The organism is Intrasporangium flavum (assembly GCF_001956915.1).
In the GTDB taxonomy this organism is placed as follows: domain Bacteria; phylum Actinomycetota; class Actinomycetes; order Actinomycetales; family Dermatophilaceae; genus Monashia; species Monashia flava.
The window spans coordinates 425,062-441,662 of the sequence record NZ_MLJO01000003.1 but is presented as its reverse complement, the minus strand read 5'-3'; the positions used below and the strand labels follow the sequence as shown (position 1 = coordinate 441,662).

14 protein-coding genes and 1 riboswitch are annotated in these 16,601 nt (G+C 74.0%); of the genes, 11 read left to right on the top strand and 3 right to left on the bottom strand.

Going from position 1 to position 16,601, the window contains the following annotated elements:
- Position 1 precedes the first annotated feature (1 nt).
- The 3 genes from BIV28_RS03685 (at position 2) to BIV28_RS03675 (ending at position 3,495) form a co-directional block, all read left to right on the top strand.
- Positions 2–1,168: an acyl-CoA dehydrogenase family protein gene (locus BIV28_RS03685; protein WP_076259322.1), complete on the top strand. Its 1,167-nt coding sequence runs from the start codon at positions 2–4 to the stop codon at positions 1,166–1,168.
- Between the two features lie 372 nt (positions 1,169–1,540).
- The gene (locus tag BIV28_RS03680) at positions 1,541–2,542 is read left to right on the top strand and encodes a LuxR C-terminal-related transcriptional regulator (RefSeq protein WP_076259321.1); all 1,002 of its coding nucleotides are present in this window, start codon (positions 1,541–1,543) and stop codon (positions 2,540–2,542) included.
- Positions 2,543–2,716: 174 nt separating this feature from the next.
- Positions 2,717–2,856, top strand: a riboswitch (cyclic di-AMP (ydaO/yuaA leader).
- A gap of 3 nt (positions 2,857–2,859) precedes the next feature.
- Positions 2,860–3,495, top strand: coding sequence for a C40 family peptidase (locus BIV28_RS03675; RefSeq protein WP_083706996.1), 636 nt, complete (start codon positions 2,860–2,862; stop codon positions 3,493–3,495).
- 53 nt (positions 3,496–3,548) lie between these two features.
- Here the strand turns inward: BIV28_RS03675 and BIV28_RS03670 are convergent, their stop codons facing one another.
- Positions 3,549–4,043 carry a MarR family winged helix-turn-helix transcriptional regulator gene (locus tag BIV28_RS03670; RefSeq protein WP_076259319.1) on the bottom strand — a complete coding sequence of 165 codons (495 nt, stop codon included), beginning with the start codon at positions 4,041–4,043 and terminating at the stop codon, positions 3,549–3,551.
- Positions 4,044–4,456: 413 nt separating this feature from the next.
- Between BIV28_RS03670 and BIV28_RS03665 the strand changes: the two genes are divergently transcribed.
- The 8 genes from BIV28_RS03665 to BIV28_RS03630 all read left to right on the top strand — a co-directional run bounded on the left by BIV28_RS03665 (position 4,457) and on the right by BIV28_RS03630 (position 12,572).
- Entirely contained in the window at positions 4,457–5,437 is a 981-nt protein-coding gene (locus BIV28_RS03665) for a glycosyltransferase family 2 protein (protein WP_076259317.1), read from the top strand.
- A 34-nt stretch (positions 5,438–5,471) separates the two neighbouring features.
- Positions 5,472–6,677, top strand: coding sequence for a CDP-glycerol glycerophosphotransferase family protein (locus BIV28_RS03660; protein ID WP_076259316.1), 1,206 nt, complete (start codon positions 5,472–5,474; stop codon positions 6,675–6,677).
- Between the two features lie 157 nt (positions 6,678–6,834).
- On the top strand, positions 6,835–7,635 hold the full coding sequence (locus BIV28_RS03655; RefSeq protein WP_076259314.1) for an ABC transporter permease: 801 nt from the start codon (positions 6,835–6,837) through the stop codon (positions 7,633–7,635).
- Positions 7,635–8,384, top strand: a complete 750-nt coding sequence (locus BIV28_RS03650; protein WP_076259313.1) for an ABC transporter ATP-binding protein — start codon at positions 7,635–7,637, stop codon at positions 8,382–8,384. Before BIV28_RS03655 ends, BIV28_RS03650 begins: the two co-directional genes overlap by 1 nt.
- Positions 8,381–10,291: a DUF5941 domain-containing protein gene (locus BIV28_RS03645; protein WP_076259311.1), complete on the top strand. Its 1,911-nt coding sequence runs from the start codon at positions 8,381–8,383 to the stop codon at positions 10,289–10,291. Before BIV28_RS03650 ends, BIV28_RS03645 begins: the two co-directional genes overlap by 4 nt.
- Complete coding sequence (locus BIV28_RS03640; protein ID WP_076259310.1) at positions 10,288–11,100, top strand: CDP-alcohol phosphatidyltransferase family protein; 813 nt, start codon at positions 10,288–10,290, stop codon at positions 11,098–11,100. Before BIV28_RS03645 ends, BIV28_RS03640 begins: the two co-directional genes overlap by 4 nt.
- Before the next feature lie 9 nt (positions 11,101–11,109).
- Positions 11,110–12,078, top strand: a complete 969-nt coding sequence (locus BIV28_RS03635; protein WP_076259308.1) for a glycosyltransferase family protein — start codon at positions 11,110–11,112, stop codon at positions 12,076–12,078.
- A 95-nt stretch (positions 12,079–12,173) separates the two neighbouring features.
- Positions 12,174–12,572 (top strand): FAD synthase family protein, encoded by a 399-nt coding sequence (locus tag BIV28_RS03630; protein WP_076259307.1) that lies wholly within the window; start codon positions 12,174–12,176, stop codon positions 12,570–12,572.
- Between the two features lie 43 nt (positions 12,573–12,615).
- Here the strand turns inward: BIV28_RS03630 and BIV28_RS03625 are convergent, their stop codons facing one another.
- Both BIV28_RS03625 and BIV28_RS03620 read right to left on the bottom strand, forming a co-directional pair.
- Positions 12,616–15,717, bottom strand: coding sequence for a SpoIID/LytB domain-containing protein (locus BIV28_RS03625; RefSeq protein ID WP_076259305.1), 3,102 nt, complete (start codon positions 15,715–15,717; stop codon positions 12,616–12,618).
- A gap of 226 nt (positions 15,718–15,943) precedes the next feature.
- Positions 15,944–16,600: a CoA transferase subunit B gene (locus BIV28_RS03620; protein ID WP_076259304.1), complete on the bottom strand. Its 657-nt coding sequence runs from the start codon at positions 16,598–16,600 to the stop codon at positions 15,944–15,946.
- Position 16,601: the final 1 nt, after the last annotated feature.

Sequence of the window (16,601 nt, the reverse complement as noted above, 5' to 3'; positions counted from 1 at the left end):
CGTGAGCACGAATGCCGACTTCGACCTGTTCCGGACCAGCGAGGACCACGAGGCCCTCCGGGAGGCGATCCGGGCGATCGCCGAGGACAAGATCGCCCCGTACGCCGCCGCGGTCGACGAGGAGGCGCGCTACCCGCAGGAGGCGCACGACGCCCTCGTCGCGTCCGACTTCTTCGCCCCCCACGTGCCCGAGGAGTACGACGGCATGGGCGCCGACGCGCTCGCCACGTGCATCGTCATCGAGGAGGTCGCCCGCGTCGACGCGTCGGCCTCGCTCATCCCGGCCGTCAACAAGCTCGGCTCCCTGCCGCTCATCCTCGACGGCAGCGACGACGTCAAGCAGCGCTACCTCCCGCCGCTCGCACAGGGCCGGACGACCTTCTCCTACGGGCTGTCCGAGCGCGAGGCCGGCTCCGACACCGCGTCGATGAAGTGCCGCGCGCGGCAGGACGGCGACGGCTGGGTCCTGTCCGGACAGAAGTCGTGGATCACCAACGCCGGTGTCTCCGAGTACTACACGGTGCTTGCCGTCACCGACCCCGACGGCCCGCGCGGCGGCAACGTCACGGCGTTCGTCGTCGAGAAGTCCGACGAGGGCTTCACCTTCGGGGAGAAGGAGCGCAAGCTCGGCATCAAGGGCAGCCCGACGCGCGAGCTGCACTTCGACAACGTCCGGATCCCCGGCGACCGCGTCGTCGGGCAGGTCGGCGACGGCCTCAAGATCGCGCTGCGCACCCTCGACCACACGCGCGTCACCATCGGCGCGCAGGCCGTCGGCATCGCCCAGGGCGCCCTCGACCAGGCCCTGGCCTACGTCAAGGAGCGCAAGCAGTTCGGCAAGCACATCGCCGACTTCCAGGGCATCCAGTTCATGCTCGCCGACATGGCGATGGAGCTCGAGGCCGCCCGCCAGATGGTCTACGTCGCGGCCGCCAAGAGCGAGCGCGGCGACAAGGACCTCTCCTTCTTCGGCGCGGCCGCCAAGTGCTACGCCTCCGACGTCGCGATGAAGGTGACGACGGACGCCGTCCAGCTGCTCGGCGGCGCCGGCTACACGCGCGACTTCCCGCTCGAGCGGATGATGCGCGACGCCAAGATCACCCAGATCTACGAGGGCACCAACCAGGTCCAGCGCATCGTCATGGCGCGCCAGCTGCTCAAGGGCTGAGCGCCCACCGGGTCCAGCCCCGCGGACGCTGCCGGCCCGGTCCCCGACGTCCCTCCACGTCAGCCGGGGACCGGGCGACCTGCGCCCTGACCTCGCAGGGTCCCCTCCCCACCGGCGCGGACCGGCCGGTTGCCCGCACGGACCCCTGGAGCCGTACGGTCGACCGGCCGTCCGCGACCGGCCCCGGACAGGATGCCCTCCGACGCGGACGAGCGGGATCCGCCGCCGGGTGAGCCGGAGGTCGTCCCGGGGCGGACCCATATGCACCCGAACCGGTCACGGCGCTCCCGTCCGCCCGCTAGCGTGGCGGCCCACGACGACGATCGGTCGCCGGCCGCCCGCGGGTCGCCCGGCCCAGGGGGAGGAGCGGTCATGGCGCTGTCCGATGCCGCGGTCCGCGCGCTGCGCCACGCGGACCAGATGATCCGCGAGGCCGGGCGCGGCGACGTGTTCACCGTCTACGACGCGTGCCGGGTGGCGGCGTGCTCGCTGGCGCCGGTCGACGACTTCTACGTGGGGCTCCTGCAGCCGCGGGACCGGCGCATCTCCTACCCGTACATGTTCAGCAACGGCTCCTACGAGGAGACCGGGACCCTGACGTACGGTCCCGGCGGGGTGGTGGCCTGGGTCCTCGCCTCGCAGCGGCCCTACCGGTACCGCGACGACGACGGCGCCCTGCTCAACCGCGGCATGCGCTTCGGTGACGACGAGCTGTCCGCCGACGCCGTCGTGGTGCCGATGCTCGGCGAGGACGGCGTCGTCGGGGTGCTGGGGGCGCTCTCGGACACGCCGGGGTCGCTGGGCGACGAGGTCGTCACAGCTCTGGAGTGGCTGGCCGGGCTCGTCCTGGACCGCGTGCTCGCGGCTCGGCCGGGACGCCGCCTCAACCTGCCCCTCGTCTACCCCGAGCTCCAGGACTCCGGCCGTGCGGGCGTCCTCATGAGCGTCAACCAGACGGCGACCGCCCTGACCGAGATGGCCGCCGAGGTCGAAGGGGTCCGGCACCTGCTCGTGCAGGACCCCTCCGACCCGGCCGTCCAGGACCGCCTCGCCGCCCTGGCGCGCCGGTGCTTCCAGGTGCAGGCCTCCCTCGTGACCCGCCTCGGGCACCAGGCCGGCAGCGACCCCGACGCCGGCGACCGCTCCGCCGCCGAGGCGATCGACCCCCTCGAGGGGCTGTCGCCGCGCGAGCGGGCGGTCGTCGAGCTCGTCACCTCGCCGGAGGGCGACCCGGGCAACGCGGGGGTCGCGCGGGCCCTCGGGATCGGGCCCGCCACGGTCAAGACGCACATGGCCTCGGTGCTGTCCAAGCTCGGCCTGCAGCACCGCAGCGAGCTGCGCTGGCTCGTCGGACGCGTCACCCCGCCTCGCTGACGCATTCCGCCGAAACGCGGACAGGGCGGACACCCCGACCTACGCTGGTCCGGAACCCGGCCGGCAGGCCCGCCACGACGCGGGGCCCAGGATCCCGGACCGGGTGACATGACGCCTCGGCACGACGTCGGGGCGGCGCCCCGGTTCGCCGAGTCCTGTCCGCCGGCGGCGCGCCTTCATACCTCACCGGACAGGAACGGGGGACCCACTCGCGTCCGGCCCCTTGGCCGGACTTGGGGTGAAGCCGCCATGCGCGGCCGGGCATCTTCCGCCCGAACCCGACAGCTCACCTCGCAGGCGTGGGAAGGGAACTCGCCATGCCTGCCATCACGCACGTCCCTGCGCGCCGGCCCCATCGGCCCCGTCGGCTCCGTCGGCCCCGTCTCCGTGGCCTCCGCCCGGGTGCCGGGCTGCTGCTCGCCCCGCTCCTCGCGGTCGCTGCCGTCGGCGCCGTCGCCGGCCCGTCGGCCTCGACCGCGCGCCACGCCGGGACGACGTCCGGGGCTGCCGACACGGCCACGTGGGCCAGCGCCGCCGACGCCGCCCAGGACCGCGACCGCGTCGACGTCCGGCTCGAGCTGGCCTCGACGGTGGCCGTCCCCCTCGGCACCCGCGCCGTGCGGGTTGCCGCCGCGCAGAAGGGCAAGCCCTACCGCTGGGGCGCCGCCGGACCCTCGGCCTTCGACTGCTCGGGGCTCGTGCACTACGTGTACGACGCGCGCCTGGCCCAGGACCTGCCCCGGACCGCGAACGCCCAGCGGCTCGACACGGTCCGCGTCGCGCGCTCGAGCGTGCGCCCCGGGGACCTCATCTTCTTCATGCGCTCGGGCCGGGCCTACCACGTCGGCATCTACGCCGGCTCGGGCAGGGTGTGGCACGCCCCCAAGCCGGGAAAGCGCGTCGAGCTGGTCCGGATCTGGACGAGCGGGTGGGTCGCCGGACGCGTCCGCTGAGCCGGACGCGTCAGCCGACCTGACGCGTGTGCCGGCCTGACGCGTCGCGGCCGTCAGTGCCGCCGGCGCGTGCCCCGCGTGCTCGGCTCGGTGGCGTGGATCTCGGCGGCGACGCTGCGCAGCGCGTCGGCGATGGTCGTGAGCACCTCGGTCACCTCGGGGAGGGTCGAGGGGTCGAGGGCGTCGAAGGTGTGCGGCATCCAGTCGCGTACGTGCCCGACCTGCTGCAGGCCCGACTCGGGGATGCGCACGGTGCTGCGCCGCCGGTCGGCCTGGTCCGGGACCCGCTCGATGAGGCCGCGTCGCTCGAGCCGGTCGACGAGGGTCGTCGTCGAGCTCGTCGTAAGCCCCAGCGCCTGGGCCAGCTCGGTCTGGCCGAGCGAGCCCCGGGCCAGCAGGTAGCTGACGGCGCGGCTCTCGTTGACGGTGAGGTCGAGGTGGGCCGCGGCGGCGAGACGGTAGTGCTCGCCGGCGAGGATCAGCTCGCGGAGCGCGGCGGTGGCCGCGGCGGTGGCCGCGGCGCGGTCCCGCGTTCGGGTCGACGTCATGGGACCAACCTAGCGAGGGACGGCTCGATCATCGACCAGGTGGACCGGCAAGTGACGTGATGGTCGAACTGCTTGATGATCTCGCGACCACGCTCTATCGTGGGTCGTGCAGCGCCGGGGGCACCCCGGGCCGTGGCCGCGGCCCGCGTCACCCCTGGACGCGAGGTCGAGCAGCGTGCTTCGTGTCCGCGGCGCTGCGGCACGTCACCGGGGGCCCGAGGTGGCGGGCGCCGCCTCACCTCGCGAGGGCGGCGCCCCGCCTCGGGCATGGGTGACGCACACGCCGTCACCGCGGTCGAGGGCCCCGGTGACCCTCCAGTAGTCTGGTCGCCGCTCGCGACGGGGGACGCGGGCGCAGCACGGGCGCCGGGACGACCTCCCGGCCGGACGACCAGAGGACAGGACCCGCCAGCGTGGACGCGTCGACGCAGCTGACCCCGCCGGTCAGCGTCATCATGCCGCTGCTCAACGAGGAGCGGCACCTGCGCGACGCGGTCGCCATGATCCTGACCCAGGACTACACCGGTCCGATCGAGGTCGTCCTCGCCCTCGGCCCCTCGACCGACCGCACCGACGAGGTCGCCGACGCGCTCGCCGCCGAGGACCCCCGGGTGCGCCTCGTGCGCAACCCGAGCGGACGCACCCCCGACGGCCTCAACGCCGCGATCGGGGCGTCGAGCGGCGAGGTCATCGTGCGCGTCGACGGGCACGCCGAGATCCCCGACGACTACGTCTCCCGCGCCGTCGCCGAGCTGCAGCGGGTCGACGCCGACAACGTCGGCGGCATCATGGACGCCCGCGGCACCACCGACTTCGAGCGCGCCGTCGCGTGCGCGATGCGCAGCCCGCTCGGCGTCGGAGCCTCCCGCTTCCACACCGGCGGGGAGGCCGGCGAGGCCGACACCGTCTACCTCGGCGTCTTCCGGCGGGCGGCCCTCGAGCGCGTCGGGGGCTACGACCCGCACTTCTCCCGCGCCCAGGACTGGGAGATGAACCACCGGATCCGCGAGACGGGTGGTCGCGTGTGGTTCACCCCCGAGCTCAAGGTCACCTACCGGCCCCGCGCGTCGGTGTCGGCGCTCGCCAAGCAGTACTTCCACTACGGACGCTGGCGGCGCGTCGTCGCCCGCCACCACGAGGGCACGATCAACCCGCGCTACCTCGCGCCGCCGACGATGGTCGGCGTCACCACCGCGGCGACCGTCCTCGGCTTCTTCTGGGCCCCGGCCTGGGTCGTCCCCGCCGCCTACGTCGCCGGCGTCACGGCGGGGGGCCTGGCCATCTCCGGCGGCGAGTCCGCCCGCACCCGCGCCACCCTGCCCGTCGTGCTCGCGACGATGCACTGGGCGTGGGGCATAGGGTTCCTGACGAGCCCGCGACGCCTGACGCGCTGAGCCCGCCCCTGCCACGAAGGACACCGACACCGTGATGGACAACGCCAAGGAGGCGGCCGCCCTCGCCCGGGACGCCCTCAAGCGACAGGTGGCCAAGCGCCGCCTCGCCACCCGCCTGACCCGCGAGGGCCTGGCGCCGGGCGCGGACGCCCCGTTCCGCGTCGCCGTCTACTTCTCCGACGAGCCGGTCAACCTCTACCAGATCCGCCAGTGGTACGCGCCGCTGCAGGAGCTGGCCAGGACCCAGCCGGTCGTCGTCATCTCGCGGATGCCCGAGACGACCCTCATGCTGCTCGAGGAGTGCCCGCTGCCGGTGCTGCACGCGCCGCGGGTCACCGAGATCGAGTCGTTCATGGCCCACCACGAGATCGGTCTCGTCCTCTACGTCAACCAGAACGTCCGCAACTTCCAGATGCTGCGCTTCGCGACGCCGGCGCACGTCTTCGTCAGCCACGGCGAGAGCGACAAGTCGTACATGGCGAGCAACCAGCTCAAGGCCTACGACCGCGTCTTCATCGCGGGCCGGGCGGCCGCCGAGCGGCTCACCGGCGCCCTCGTCGACTTCGACGTCGCGGCGCGCGCCGTCGAGATCGGCCGCCCCCAGAACGACACGACCTACCCCGCGCCGCACCTGCCGGCCGACGGCCGCACCACCGTGCTCTACGCCCCGACGTGGGAGGGGGACCGCCCGAGCATGGCCTACGGGTCGATCGCGACCCACGGCGAAGCCATGCTCACCGCGCTGCTCGCCGACCCGCGTTTCCGCGTCGTCTACCGGCCCCACCCGCGCTCCGGCGCGTTCCAGCGCTCCTACGGCGCGGCGTCCGCCCGGCTCGCGGCGCTCGTCGAGCAGGCCAACGCCGCCGACCCGACCGCGCACCACCTCGTCGACACCCGCACCGCCTTCGGCTGGCACCTCACCGCGCTCGACGCGTGCATCACCGACGTGTCGGCCGTGGCCCTCGACTGGCTCGCCACCGGCAAGCCGCTCGTGCTGACGCGGCCGAGCTCGCCGAGCGCCGAGGTGGAGCCGACGCGCCTCAACACGAGCGTCCCGCTCGTCCCCGCCGCCGACGCCGGGGGCATCGTCGCGGTGCTCGACGCGGCCGTCGGGCAACCGGACGAGGCCCGTGCCGCGGTCGTGGAGCACTACTTCGGCGACACCGCTCCGGGCGCTGCCACGGCGCGGTTCGTGGCGGCCTCGACCGAGCTCATCGAGTCGAGGCTGGCCCACGCCTGAGAGCACCCCACGGCGCGCACCCCTAGACTGCGGCGAGGATCGGACGGGTGAGACCCCGTCGTCGACACCGCCGCGGCGCCTGCCGTGACGACCCGGAAGGGGCCACCGCCCCGCGACGAACGACCCGAACGCACGAAGGAGAAGGTGAGCTGCGCGCATGATCGGCGTGTCCCAGTTCCGCGGCCTCATGGCCAACCGGCAGGTGCTCCGCACCCTCGTCGAACGTGACCTACGCGTCCGCTACGCCGGTAGCTGGCTCGGGTGGCTGTGGACGATCCTCGACCCGCTGCTCATGGCGCTCGTGTACTTCGTCGTCTTCACCCTGATCTTCCAGGCCCGCAAGACCGGCAACCAGCCCTTCTTCCTGCACCTCATCACGGGCCTGTTCCTCTGGCAGTGGTTCGCCCAGAACATGTCGGAGACCTCCCGGGCCCTGCTCGCGGAGTCACGGCTGGTCCGCTCGGCCAACCTGCCCCGCGAGCTGTGGGTCGTGCGCGTCGTCATGGCCAAGGGGGTGGAGTTCGTCCTCAGCCTGCCGGTCATCGTCGCCTTCACGATCTTCTACATCATCACCGGGCAGACGCACCTGCACTGGACGATCGTCTTCGCGCCGGTGTCGCTCGTGCTGACCTTCCTGCTCTCGGTCGGCATCGGGATGATCCTCGCGCCGGTCACCGTCCTCGTCAGCGACATGGCCCGCGTGGTGCGCATCGCGCTGCGCCTCGGGTTCTACGCGACGCCGGTGCTCTACAGCGCCGACATGGCCCCGAAGACGCTGCGCGACATCCTCGCGATCAACCCGATGAGCGGCATCCTCGAGCTGTTCCGCTCCGGGTTCTTCCGGGGCGAGATGAACCTGCTGTCCGTCGCCTCGGCGTGCGTCATGACCGTCCTGCTCCTGCTCGTCGGCGCCGTCGTCTTCCGGCGCATGGAGCCGGCCGTGCTGAAGGAGATCTGATGGCCAAGCCCGTCATCGAGGTCCGCGACCTCGGCATCGAGTTCTTCCGCTCCCGCAAGCGACGCATGTCGCTGCGCGAGCTCGTCTTCAAGGGCCAGACCGGCGCGACGAACGAGACGTTCTGGGCCCTGCGCAACATCTCCTTCGACGTCGCCCAGGGCGAGGCGGTCGGCCTCATCGGTGGCAACGGCTCGGGCAAGAGCACGCTGCTGCGGATGATCGCCGGCGTCATGCTGCCCGACTCCGGCTACGCCAAGGTCCGGGGACGCGTCGCGCCGCTCATCGAGCTGACCGGCGGGTTCCTCGGCGAGCTGACCGCCCGCGAGAACGTCTACCTCGCGGCTGGCCTGCACGGCCTGACCAAGAGCCAGATCGACGAGCGCTACGACGAGATCGTCGACTTCGCCGGGCCGCAGGTGCAGGCGGGCATGGACATGCCCTTCCGGCACTTCTCCTCCGGCATGCAGGTGCGCATCGCCTTCTCGCTCATCACGACGCTCGACCAGCCGGTCGTCCTCGTCGACGAGGTCCTCGCCGTCGGCGACCGGGCCTTCCGCGAGAAGTGCTACGAGCGCATGGAGAACATGCTCTCCGGCGGCAAGACGCTCTTCCTCGTCTCCCACAGCGAGCACGACCTCAAGCGGTTCGCCGAGCGCGGCCTCTACCTCCAGCACGGCGAGCTCATCGGCGACGGCCCCGTCGAGGAGGTCCTCGAGCAGTACAACGCCGACGCGGACGCCGGCACGTGAGGCTCGACGAGCGCCCCCTCGTCGGCGACGCTCGTGCCCGCTCGGTGGCCGGCCGCTCGGCCGGTGCCGACACCCTCGTCCTCGGGGTCGACCCCGCCTCCGACCTGCTCGAGACGCTCGGGCAGCTCGGCCTGTCCCCGGCCCGTCCCGACGCCCCGAGGCAGGCCGTGCCGGAGGTCCTGGCCGCCGTCGCCGCGGTGGCCGCGGCCTCGGACGGCCGGCCGCTGGTGCTCGCGGCCTCCGACGTGCGCGTCAGCCCGGTCGCGCTGCTCGACGTCCTCGACGCGCCCCGCGACGCCACCCTGCTGCCCACCGTCGACGCGCCCCTGACCGACCTGCGGGGTGCGGGGGAGGCGGGCGTCGGGGAGCCGGCGGAGCCCGCGCCCGTGCCGGCCGCGGGCGGGTTCCGGCCGGTCCGGGTCGACCGTCACACGAGGCTCGTCGTGTCGGCCGGGTCCGCCGTCCACGCCGTGTCGGCACCGTCCGCCTTCGCGGCGGGCGTCCTGCGGGTCGCAGCCGCCGACCGTGCCGCCGTCGCCGAGGCCCTCACCGATGCCGCCGCGAGCCCGGCCGCCGCCGAGCCGGGGGCCTCGGCCTTCGACCTCGCGGTCGTGGCCGTCGTGCGCGCGGCCCGGGTGGACGTCGTGGCCGTGCCGCTCGCGCACGTCACCGTCGAGCGCGGGCACGAGCTGCGCCGGGGAGCGCCGGGGAGCGCATGGCAGCAGCGGCTCCGGGCGGCCTCGCGCGGCAACGACGGCGTCTTCTCGACGCACGCGATCCGTCCGCTGTCGCGGCGCCTCACCGCCGTGGGCCTGCGGCACGGCTGGTCCCCGAACGTCGTCACGGGTGCCAGCCTCGCGCTGGGGCTCGCGGCCTGCGCCCTGACCGCCGTCGACTCCTGGTGGACGTGGCTGCTCGCGGCCGTGCTGCTGCAGGCCTCGCTCGTCGTCGACTGCGTCGACGGCGAGCTCGCCCGGTTCACCCGGCGCTACAGCGCCCTCGGCGGCTGGCTCGATGCCGTGAGCGACCGCGTCAAGGAGTTCACCATGGTCGCCGCGGTCGCGTGGGTCGCGGCCCGCCGGGGCGAGGACCTCTGGTGGCTGGCCGTGCTCGTGCTCGCCGTGCTGGCGGTCCGGCACGTCGAGGACTTCGCCTACTCGACGCGCCAGCGGGCGTCGGGCACCGTGGAGCGCGCGCCCCACCCCTTCGAGGACCACCGCGACGGCGGCCCGGACACCGCTCCCACGAGCGTCGCCGCGCCCCCGGCGGGCCGGGCCCGGGTGGCCCGCGACGCCAAGCAGGTGCTGCACCTGCCCATCGCCGAGCGCTACCTGCTCATGTCCCTCGGGCTGCTCCTGCACCGCCCGGCCGTGCTGCTCTGGGTGCTCGGCATCGCCTCGGTCGTGGCCCTGGCCTGGACGCAGTCCGGGCGCCTGCTCCGGGCCCTGACGCGTCGCGACGGCTTCCGTCCCGACCGGCCCGACGGCACGCTGGCGCACCTCACCGACCTCGCGGTGCTGCCCCGGCCCACCGGCCGCGGCCGGTTCGCCTGGCAGGTGCCGGCCCTCCTCGTCGCCGTCGAGACGGCCGCACTGCTGCTCGCCGCCGGCGCGGACCCCACCGCCCGGGCCGCCGCGTACGCCTGGCTCGCCGTCGTGTGCTGGCACCTCTACGACAACGTCTACCGGCTGCGCGAGACCGGCTCGGGCAGCCCGCGGGCGCTCGTGCGGGCCACGCTCGGCGTCGAGGGACGGGTCGTGCTCCTCGGCCTCGTCGGCGGCCTGAGCGCCCACCCGGCCCCGCTCCTGCTGGCCGGCGCGGTCGTGCTCGCGGTGCTCTTCGGCGGCGAGTCCGCCCGGGCCTGGCGCCGGCACCTCCGCGGCACACGGCAGGATGGTCGGTCATGACCCTCGCCCACGACCCGACCGACGACCGGCCGAGCATCGAGCAGCTCAAGGCCGTCGCCCAGCCGCCCGAGCACATCGCCCGGTACAACGCCGAGCACTGGGCCGGGGCCCTCTACATCCGCCACCTGTCGATCTACGCGACGCGGTGGCTGCTGCCGACCCACATCACGCCGAACGGCGTCACGTGGCTCATGATCGTCGTCGGCGTGGCCGGCGCGTTCGCCATCCCGTTCGGCGGCATCTGGGGCCCGGTCGTGGCGGTCGTCGCGATGCAGCTGCAGATCCTGCTCGACTGCTCCGACGGCGAGGTCGCCCGGTGGCGCCAGCGCTTCTCGCCGGCCGGCATCTACCTCGACCGGATCGGCCACTACGTCACCGAGGCCTCGATCCCGGTGGCCATCGGCCTGCGCGCCGACGGTTGGAGCCTCTCGGCCCCCGGCGACGTCGGCGGCTGGACCGTCCTGGGCCTGCTCGTCGCGATCGGCGTCCTGCTCAACAAGGCCTTCACCGACCTCGTCCACGTGGCCCGCGCCAAGACCGGCCGGCCGCCGCTCGAGGACGTCGCCACGACGGCCCGCCCCAAGGCGTCGGGGATGGCCGCGCTGCGTCGCGCCTTCGACTACCTGCCGATCTTCCGGGCGTTCGTCGCCGTCGAGGCCTCGATCCTCGCGCTCGTGGCCGCCGTCGTCGACGCGGTGCACGGTGACCTCCTCGGCACCCAGGTGCTCGTCGTCGTCATGGTGCCGCTGGTCGTGGTGACGGCCGGTGGCCACCTGCTCGGCGTCCTGTCCAGCTCGCGGCTCGACTGAGGACGGCTGATGGCGCGGCACCCGGGGACCGACCGACCCGTCTTCCAGTGGGCCCAGGAGCACGGCGAGGTCGGCGGCGTCCACACGAGCCACCACCAGCTGAGCGCGACGCTGAGGGGCGAGGGCGTCGAGGTCGTCTACGTCGACACCGGCTCGGCCGCGCGGGCGCTTTGGGCGCTGCCCGGGCTGCGGCGCCGCGGCCTGCACCTGCTGCACCTGACGCGCCTCTGGCGGGCCATGGTGCTCGCGCCGGCGTTCGCGCTGCTGCGCGGGCGCACGGTCCTCGTGCTCCACTCCGGCTCGACGAGCGGCCAGGTGGCCCGCATGCCCTGGTGGCGGCGCCGGGCGCTCGTCCTCGCGCTGCACGCCTACGACGAGATCTGGGCCGTCAACGACGAGATCGGCGCGATCCTGCCCGACCGGCTGCGCTCCCGCGTCACGGTCGTCACGCCGTTCGACGCGTCGGCGGCGCCGGTGCCGAGCCCGAACTCGCGCGACCCCCACGCGCTCGCGCTCGCCACGAACGCCGGGCTCGCGCACTACAACGCCGACCTGGGCGTCGAGGCCGTCGAGCAGGTCCGCCGGACCTGGCCCGACGCGACCCTGACGGTCCTCGCGTACGGCAACGACACCGAGGCCGTGCAGGCCCTGCGCGACCGGGCGGCGGGTGAGCCGTGGCTCACCGTCGCGTTCGACACCCCTCCCGCGGAGGTCAGCGCCGTGCTCTCGCGCGTCGGCACCTTCCTGCGGCCGACGAGCTGGGACGGCGACTCCGTCATCGTCCGGGAGGCCCTCGCCGCGGGCGCGCGCGTCGTCGCGAGCGACACCGCGCCGCGCCCGGAAGGCGTCGTGCTCGCACCCCTGACCGCGGCCGGCCTGGCCGGAGCCGTCGTCGAGGGCGGCCCCGTCAGCGACGGCTCGGGGCTCGCGCAGACCACCCTCGCGCAGGCCGCGCACGCGTCGCGGGCCGCGCTGTAGCCCGCCGGCCCTCCCGCCGTTTCGGCGGGGCCGGGCCCGGCTAGTAGCCTGACCCGCCAGGGCCCCACCGCGGGTCGGACCGCCAGAGGAGCACCGTGAGCAACCGGACCGTCATCACCTTCGGGACCTTCGACGTCTTCCACGTCGGGCACGTCCGCGTGCTGCAGCGGGCCGCTGCCCTCGGGGACCGGCTCGTCGTCGGGGTGTCGGCCGACGCGCTCAACATCGCCAAGAAGGGCCGCCCGCCGGTCTTCACCCAGGACGAGCGCCTCGAGATCGTCTCGGCGCTGCGCGTCGTCGACGAGGTGTTCGTCGAGGAGTCCCTCGAGCTCAAGCGCGACTACATCGTCCAGCACGGCGCCGACGTGCTCGTCATGGGCGACGACTGGACGGGCAAGTTCGACTGGGTCGGCGACGTCTGCGAGGTCGTCTACCTGCCGCGCACGCCGTCGGTGTCGACGACCGGTCTCATCGAGCACATCTCCAGCCTCTGAGCCCACCGCCGCCCCCGAGCGGCGGCGGGCCCAGGGCCGGCCCTCACTGCCCCCAGGTGAGCGTCGAGGACGACGAGCCCGCGGACAGCGGCGTCGTGAGCCGGGCCGCCCCGACGACGCGGTAGACGAGCAGCGCGCCGTCGCTCTTGCGCCGCGTCAGCAGGTCGTCGCGGCCGTCGCCGGTGATGTCGCCGATGCCGCGGACCGCGCTCATCGCGGTCCAGCCGGAGGAGCCGATGACCCGACCGGGCTTGAACCCGCCGGTGCCGTTGCCGCCGTAGAGCACGAGCGCGCCGTCGGCGGCCCGGACGGCGACGAGGTCGCGCCTGCCGTCGCCGTCGTACTCGCCGCTCGTCACCTGGCTCAGGCCGTTCCAGCCGGTGCCGATCGTCGGGCTCGAGGTGATCCGGCCGGTGCCGTCGCCGGTGCGCAGGATGAGCCGGCCGTCGCTCATGCGGGTGGCGAAGTCGGTGTAGCCGTCGCCGTTCCAGTCGCCGGTGGGCACGACCATCGTCACGTGTCCCCAGCCCCGGGCCAGCAGGACCCGACCGGCGTTGAGGCCGCTCGAGCCGAGGCCCCGGTAGAGCCACGCCGTGCCGGAGGCATCGATGGCCACGACGTCGCCGAGGCTGTCGTTGTCGAAGGGTCCGACCGCGGTGGCGCCGCGCATCCCGGAGAAGCCGCCGCCGAGGATCTGCCTGACGGCGAAGGACATCGAGCCGGTGTAGGACAGGGTCTTGAGGACCGAGCCGGACGGGATGATGACGTCGCCGAGGCCGTCGCCGGTGACGTCGCGCGGCGAGTAGGCCGCCGAGCGCGGGGCGGGGGAGGAGACCGCCCACCACGTGCTGCGCAGACCGAGGGCCGAGCGGAACGCGTCACCGCTGACCGTGGTCGTCGCGGACGACCCGGTGAGCGTGACGGTGCCGACGCGTCCGCCGAAGGTGCCCGTGCCGCCCCCGCCGGTGCGGGTGCCGACCGCGATGCTGCGCAGCGTGCCGATGCTCGGGTAGCGCGACTCGACGGCGGCGGCGGTGAGCGTCGTCTCCCACGAGTTCGGGTTGGAGGCCGAGGCGACGGCTCCGTCGTACGGGTCGGACTCGGCCACGAGGTAGGGCGCGCTGCCGCGGACCGTGCGCCCGCCGTTGGACGAGGAGTACTGGGCCAGAGCGGGTTTGCCGCCGTAGGCGACGACGACGCCCGAGGTCGTGCCGACGGCCGAGGTGGTGCGGCTGTCCTCGTTGGTCCGGCTGCGGACGCCCTGGGCGGAGTAGTCCGCGACCCCGCGGTAGGCCTGGCACGTCGTGTCGCACGTGTCGTAGGACCGGGTGCCCGCGGTCGAGCGTCCGTAGGCGGCGTAGGTGCGGGCCGCGACGGCCTGGGCTGCGAGGGCCTGGGCCGGCCAGCTGGCGGGCATCTCGTTCGGCACGACCCCGCGCAGGTAGGACTCGGTGGGCACGACGTTGACCGGGTAGGCACGGCCCGACACCGGGACGACACGCACGGTGCCCCGGAACTCACGTTGCGTGCCACCGGGCAGGACGATGCGCACGGTGCCGGTGGACGGGCGGCTCAGCGTCAGCGGGGCGGCGGAGCGCGTCCAGCCGCTCACCGCGTTCCACCGGCCGTTGTAGAAGGCCTGCAGCGACACGGCGCTTCCCTCGGGCACGACGCGCCACCGGTAGGCCGTCGACAGGCCCGAGGTCTTGCTGCCGTTGGACACCTGGGTGCCGCTCTGGGTCACCAGCTCGGTGGCGCCGGTGCCGACGCTCTGGAGCAGGACGCGCAGCGACGGGTTGCCCTGCGCGGTGCGGGTGGTGCCGGGGTAGTAGAAGCCGAGCGTCTGCTGCCAGGTCAGGCCGCGCGTGGCCGCGCCGTAGGCGCCCCACTGCGACAGCCCGACGCCGTGGCCGTAGCCGCGCCCGGACAGGACGAAGGAGCCCGAGGCCGGGCGCGTGTACGTCTCCGCCACCGTCCTCGGCTTCTGCACCGACCACTGCCCGGCGCGCCAGATCGAGCCGGCACCGCTGCGGATCGAGGCCACCTGCGGGTAGGCCTGGTCGCCGGGGCAGCTGGTGAGGCTGAGGTCGCGGTGGCCGACGAGCCGCGGCTTCGTGACGCGCACGCCCGCCTTGTAGCGGGTGCCACCGGCCGAGGTGAGCACGACCGAGGTCGAGGGGTCGAAGAGCGAGCGGTCGGCCTCCCAGGCCGCGACGCGCGTCACCATCGACTTGGCGGCCGAGCTCATCGGCTGCGAGGTGAAGTCGCCGATGACCGAGATGCCGGTGGTCTCGGCGTTGAAACCGCCGGCCTGGGCGCCCATGACGAAGGCGGCCGTGCTGCCCTTACGGCCCTCGTAGGCGCGGCCGAACCGGTCGACGAGGATCTGGTAGCCGAGGTCGCACCAGCCGCGGCTCTTGACGTGGAAGGCGTACATCGAGCGCAGCAGGGCCGGCACCTGGTCGGCCGAGTACGTGTTCGAGTTGACGGTGTGGTGCACGACCACGGCCTTGAAGCCGCTGAGGCGCTCGCCGTCGCAGGTGCGGATGCTCTCGTCGGCGCCCCACTGGGCGCGGCTGATGATCGTCGGCCGCGTCACGGCCGCGACGGCCGAGCCGGCGGGCGGGTCGATCGCGGCGTCGGCGGGGGAGTCGCCGCCGTCGACGAGGCTCGCGCGCATCCCGGGCGGCACCGACCCGTCGGGGGTCGTGACGCGGATGTCGGCCGCGTCGGAGCCGGCGGCCGCGACCGGCGCGGTGCCGGGCCGGGCGTGCCGGGCGTCGGCCGAGGCGGGGTCGGGCGCGTCGTCCTCCTCCATGTCGAGGGCGACCCAGCTGCTCCAGCCCGACGCGTCGTGGGTGCGCACCTCGACCGTGGTGCCGGCCGGCGGGGTGCGGTCGAAGGTGACGCCCGCGACGTCGAAGTCGACGCCGTCGACGCGGGTGGCCGCCACGACCGGGCCGCCGCGGGCCGCGTCGGCCGTGCGCGCGCGAGCGGTGGGGCCCGAGGCCGCGACCGCGGGGATCGCGACCTCGTGCACGGTGGGCGCGACCGGCCGGGGTCGGGCACCGGACGACATCGTCGGTGCGACGACGAAGGTGGCGGTGAGCACGGTCACGGCGACGGTGGTGGGGACAAGGCGCATCGCGGGGCTCCTGGAGGATGGGCAGCAACTCCCATTCAGTCCCATTTGTCCCATTCACCACATCCGGGAGGGTTGATCGTTATCATCCCGTGACCGCTGCTTCGTCCGGGTTTGGTAAAGGCCCGTTGGGCCCGCCCGAGGGGTGGGACGCCGACGGCGCGGCACCCCGGGAGGGGGCCGCGCCGTCGGCGTGGTGCGTCTGTGGTGCGTCTGTGGTGCGGGTCGGTCAGCCGCGCGTCGGGGCGGGCTGGAGGTCGACCGTGAGCTCGGGCTCGGTGCGGTCGCGGACCTCCTCCTCGCTGACGCCGGGGGCGAGCTCGCGCAGCACGAGCCCCGACGCGGTGACGTCGAGGACCGCGAGGTCGGTGATGATGCGCTGGACGACGCCGCGGCCGGTGTAGGGCAGCGAGCAGTCCCGGACGATCTTGTAGGAGCCGTCCTTGGCGTTGTGCTCCATGAGGACGATGACCTTCTTGGCGCCGTGCACGAGGTCCATCGCCCCGCCCATGCCCTTGACCATCTTCCCGGGGATCATCCAGTTGGCGATGTCGCCGCCCTCGCTGACCTGCATCGCCCCGAGGATCGCCGCGTCGACCTTGCCGCCGCGGATCATCCCGAAGCTCGTGGCCGAGTCGAAGAAGGCCGCGCCCTTGCGCAGGGTGACGGTCTCCTTGCCGGCGTTGATGAGGTCGGCGTCCTCCTCGCCGTCGAACGGGTAGGCGCCGACGCCGAGGATGCCGTTCTCCGACTGGAGCACGATCTCGACGTCGTCGGGCACGTAGTTCGGCACGAGCGTCGGCAGGCCGATGCCGAGGTTGACGTAGGCGCCGTCGGACAGCTCGGCCGCGGCGCGGGCCGCCATCTGCTCACGGGTCAGGGCCATC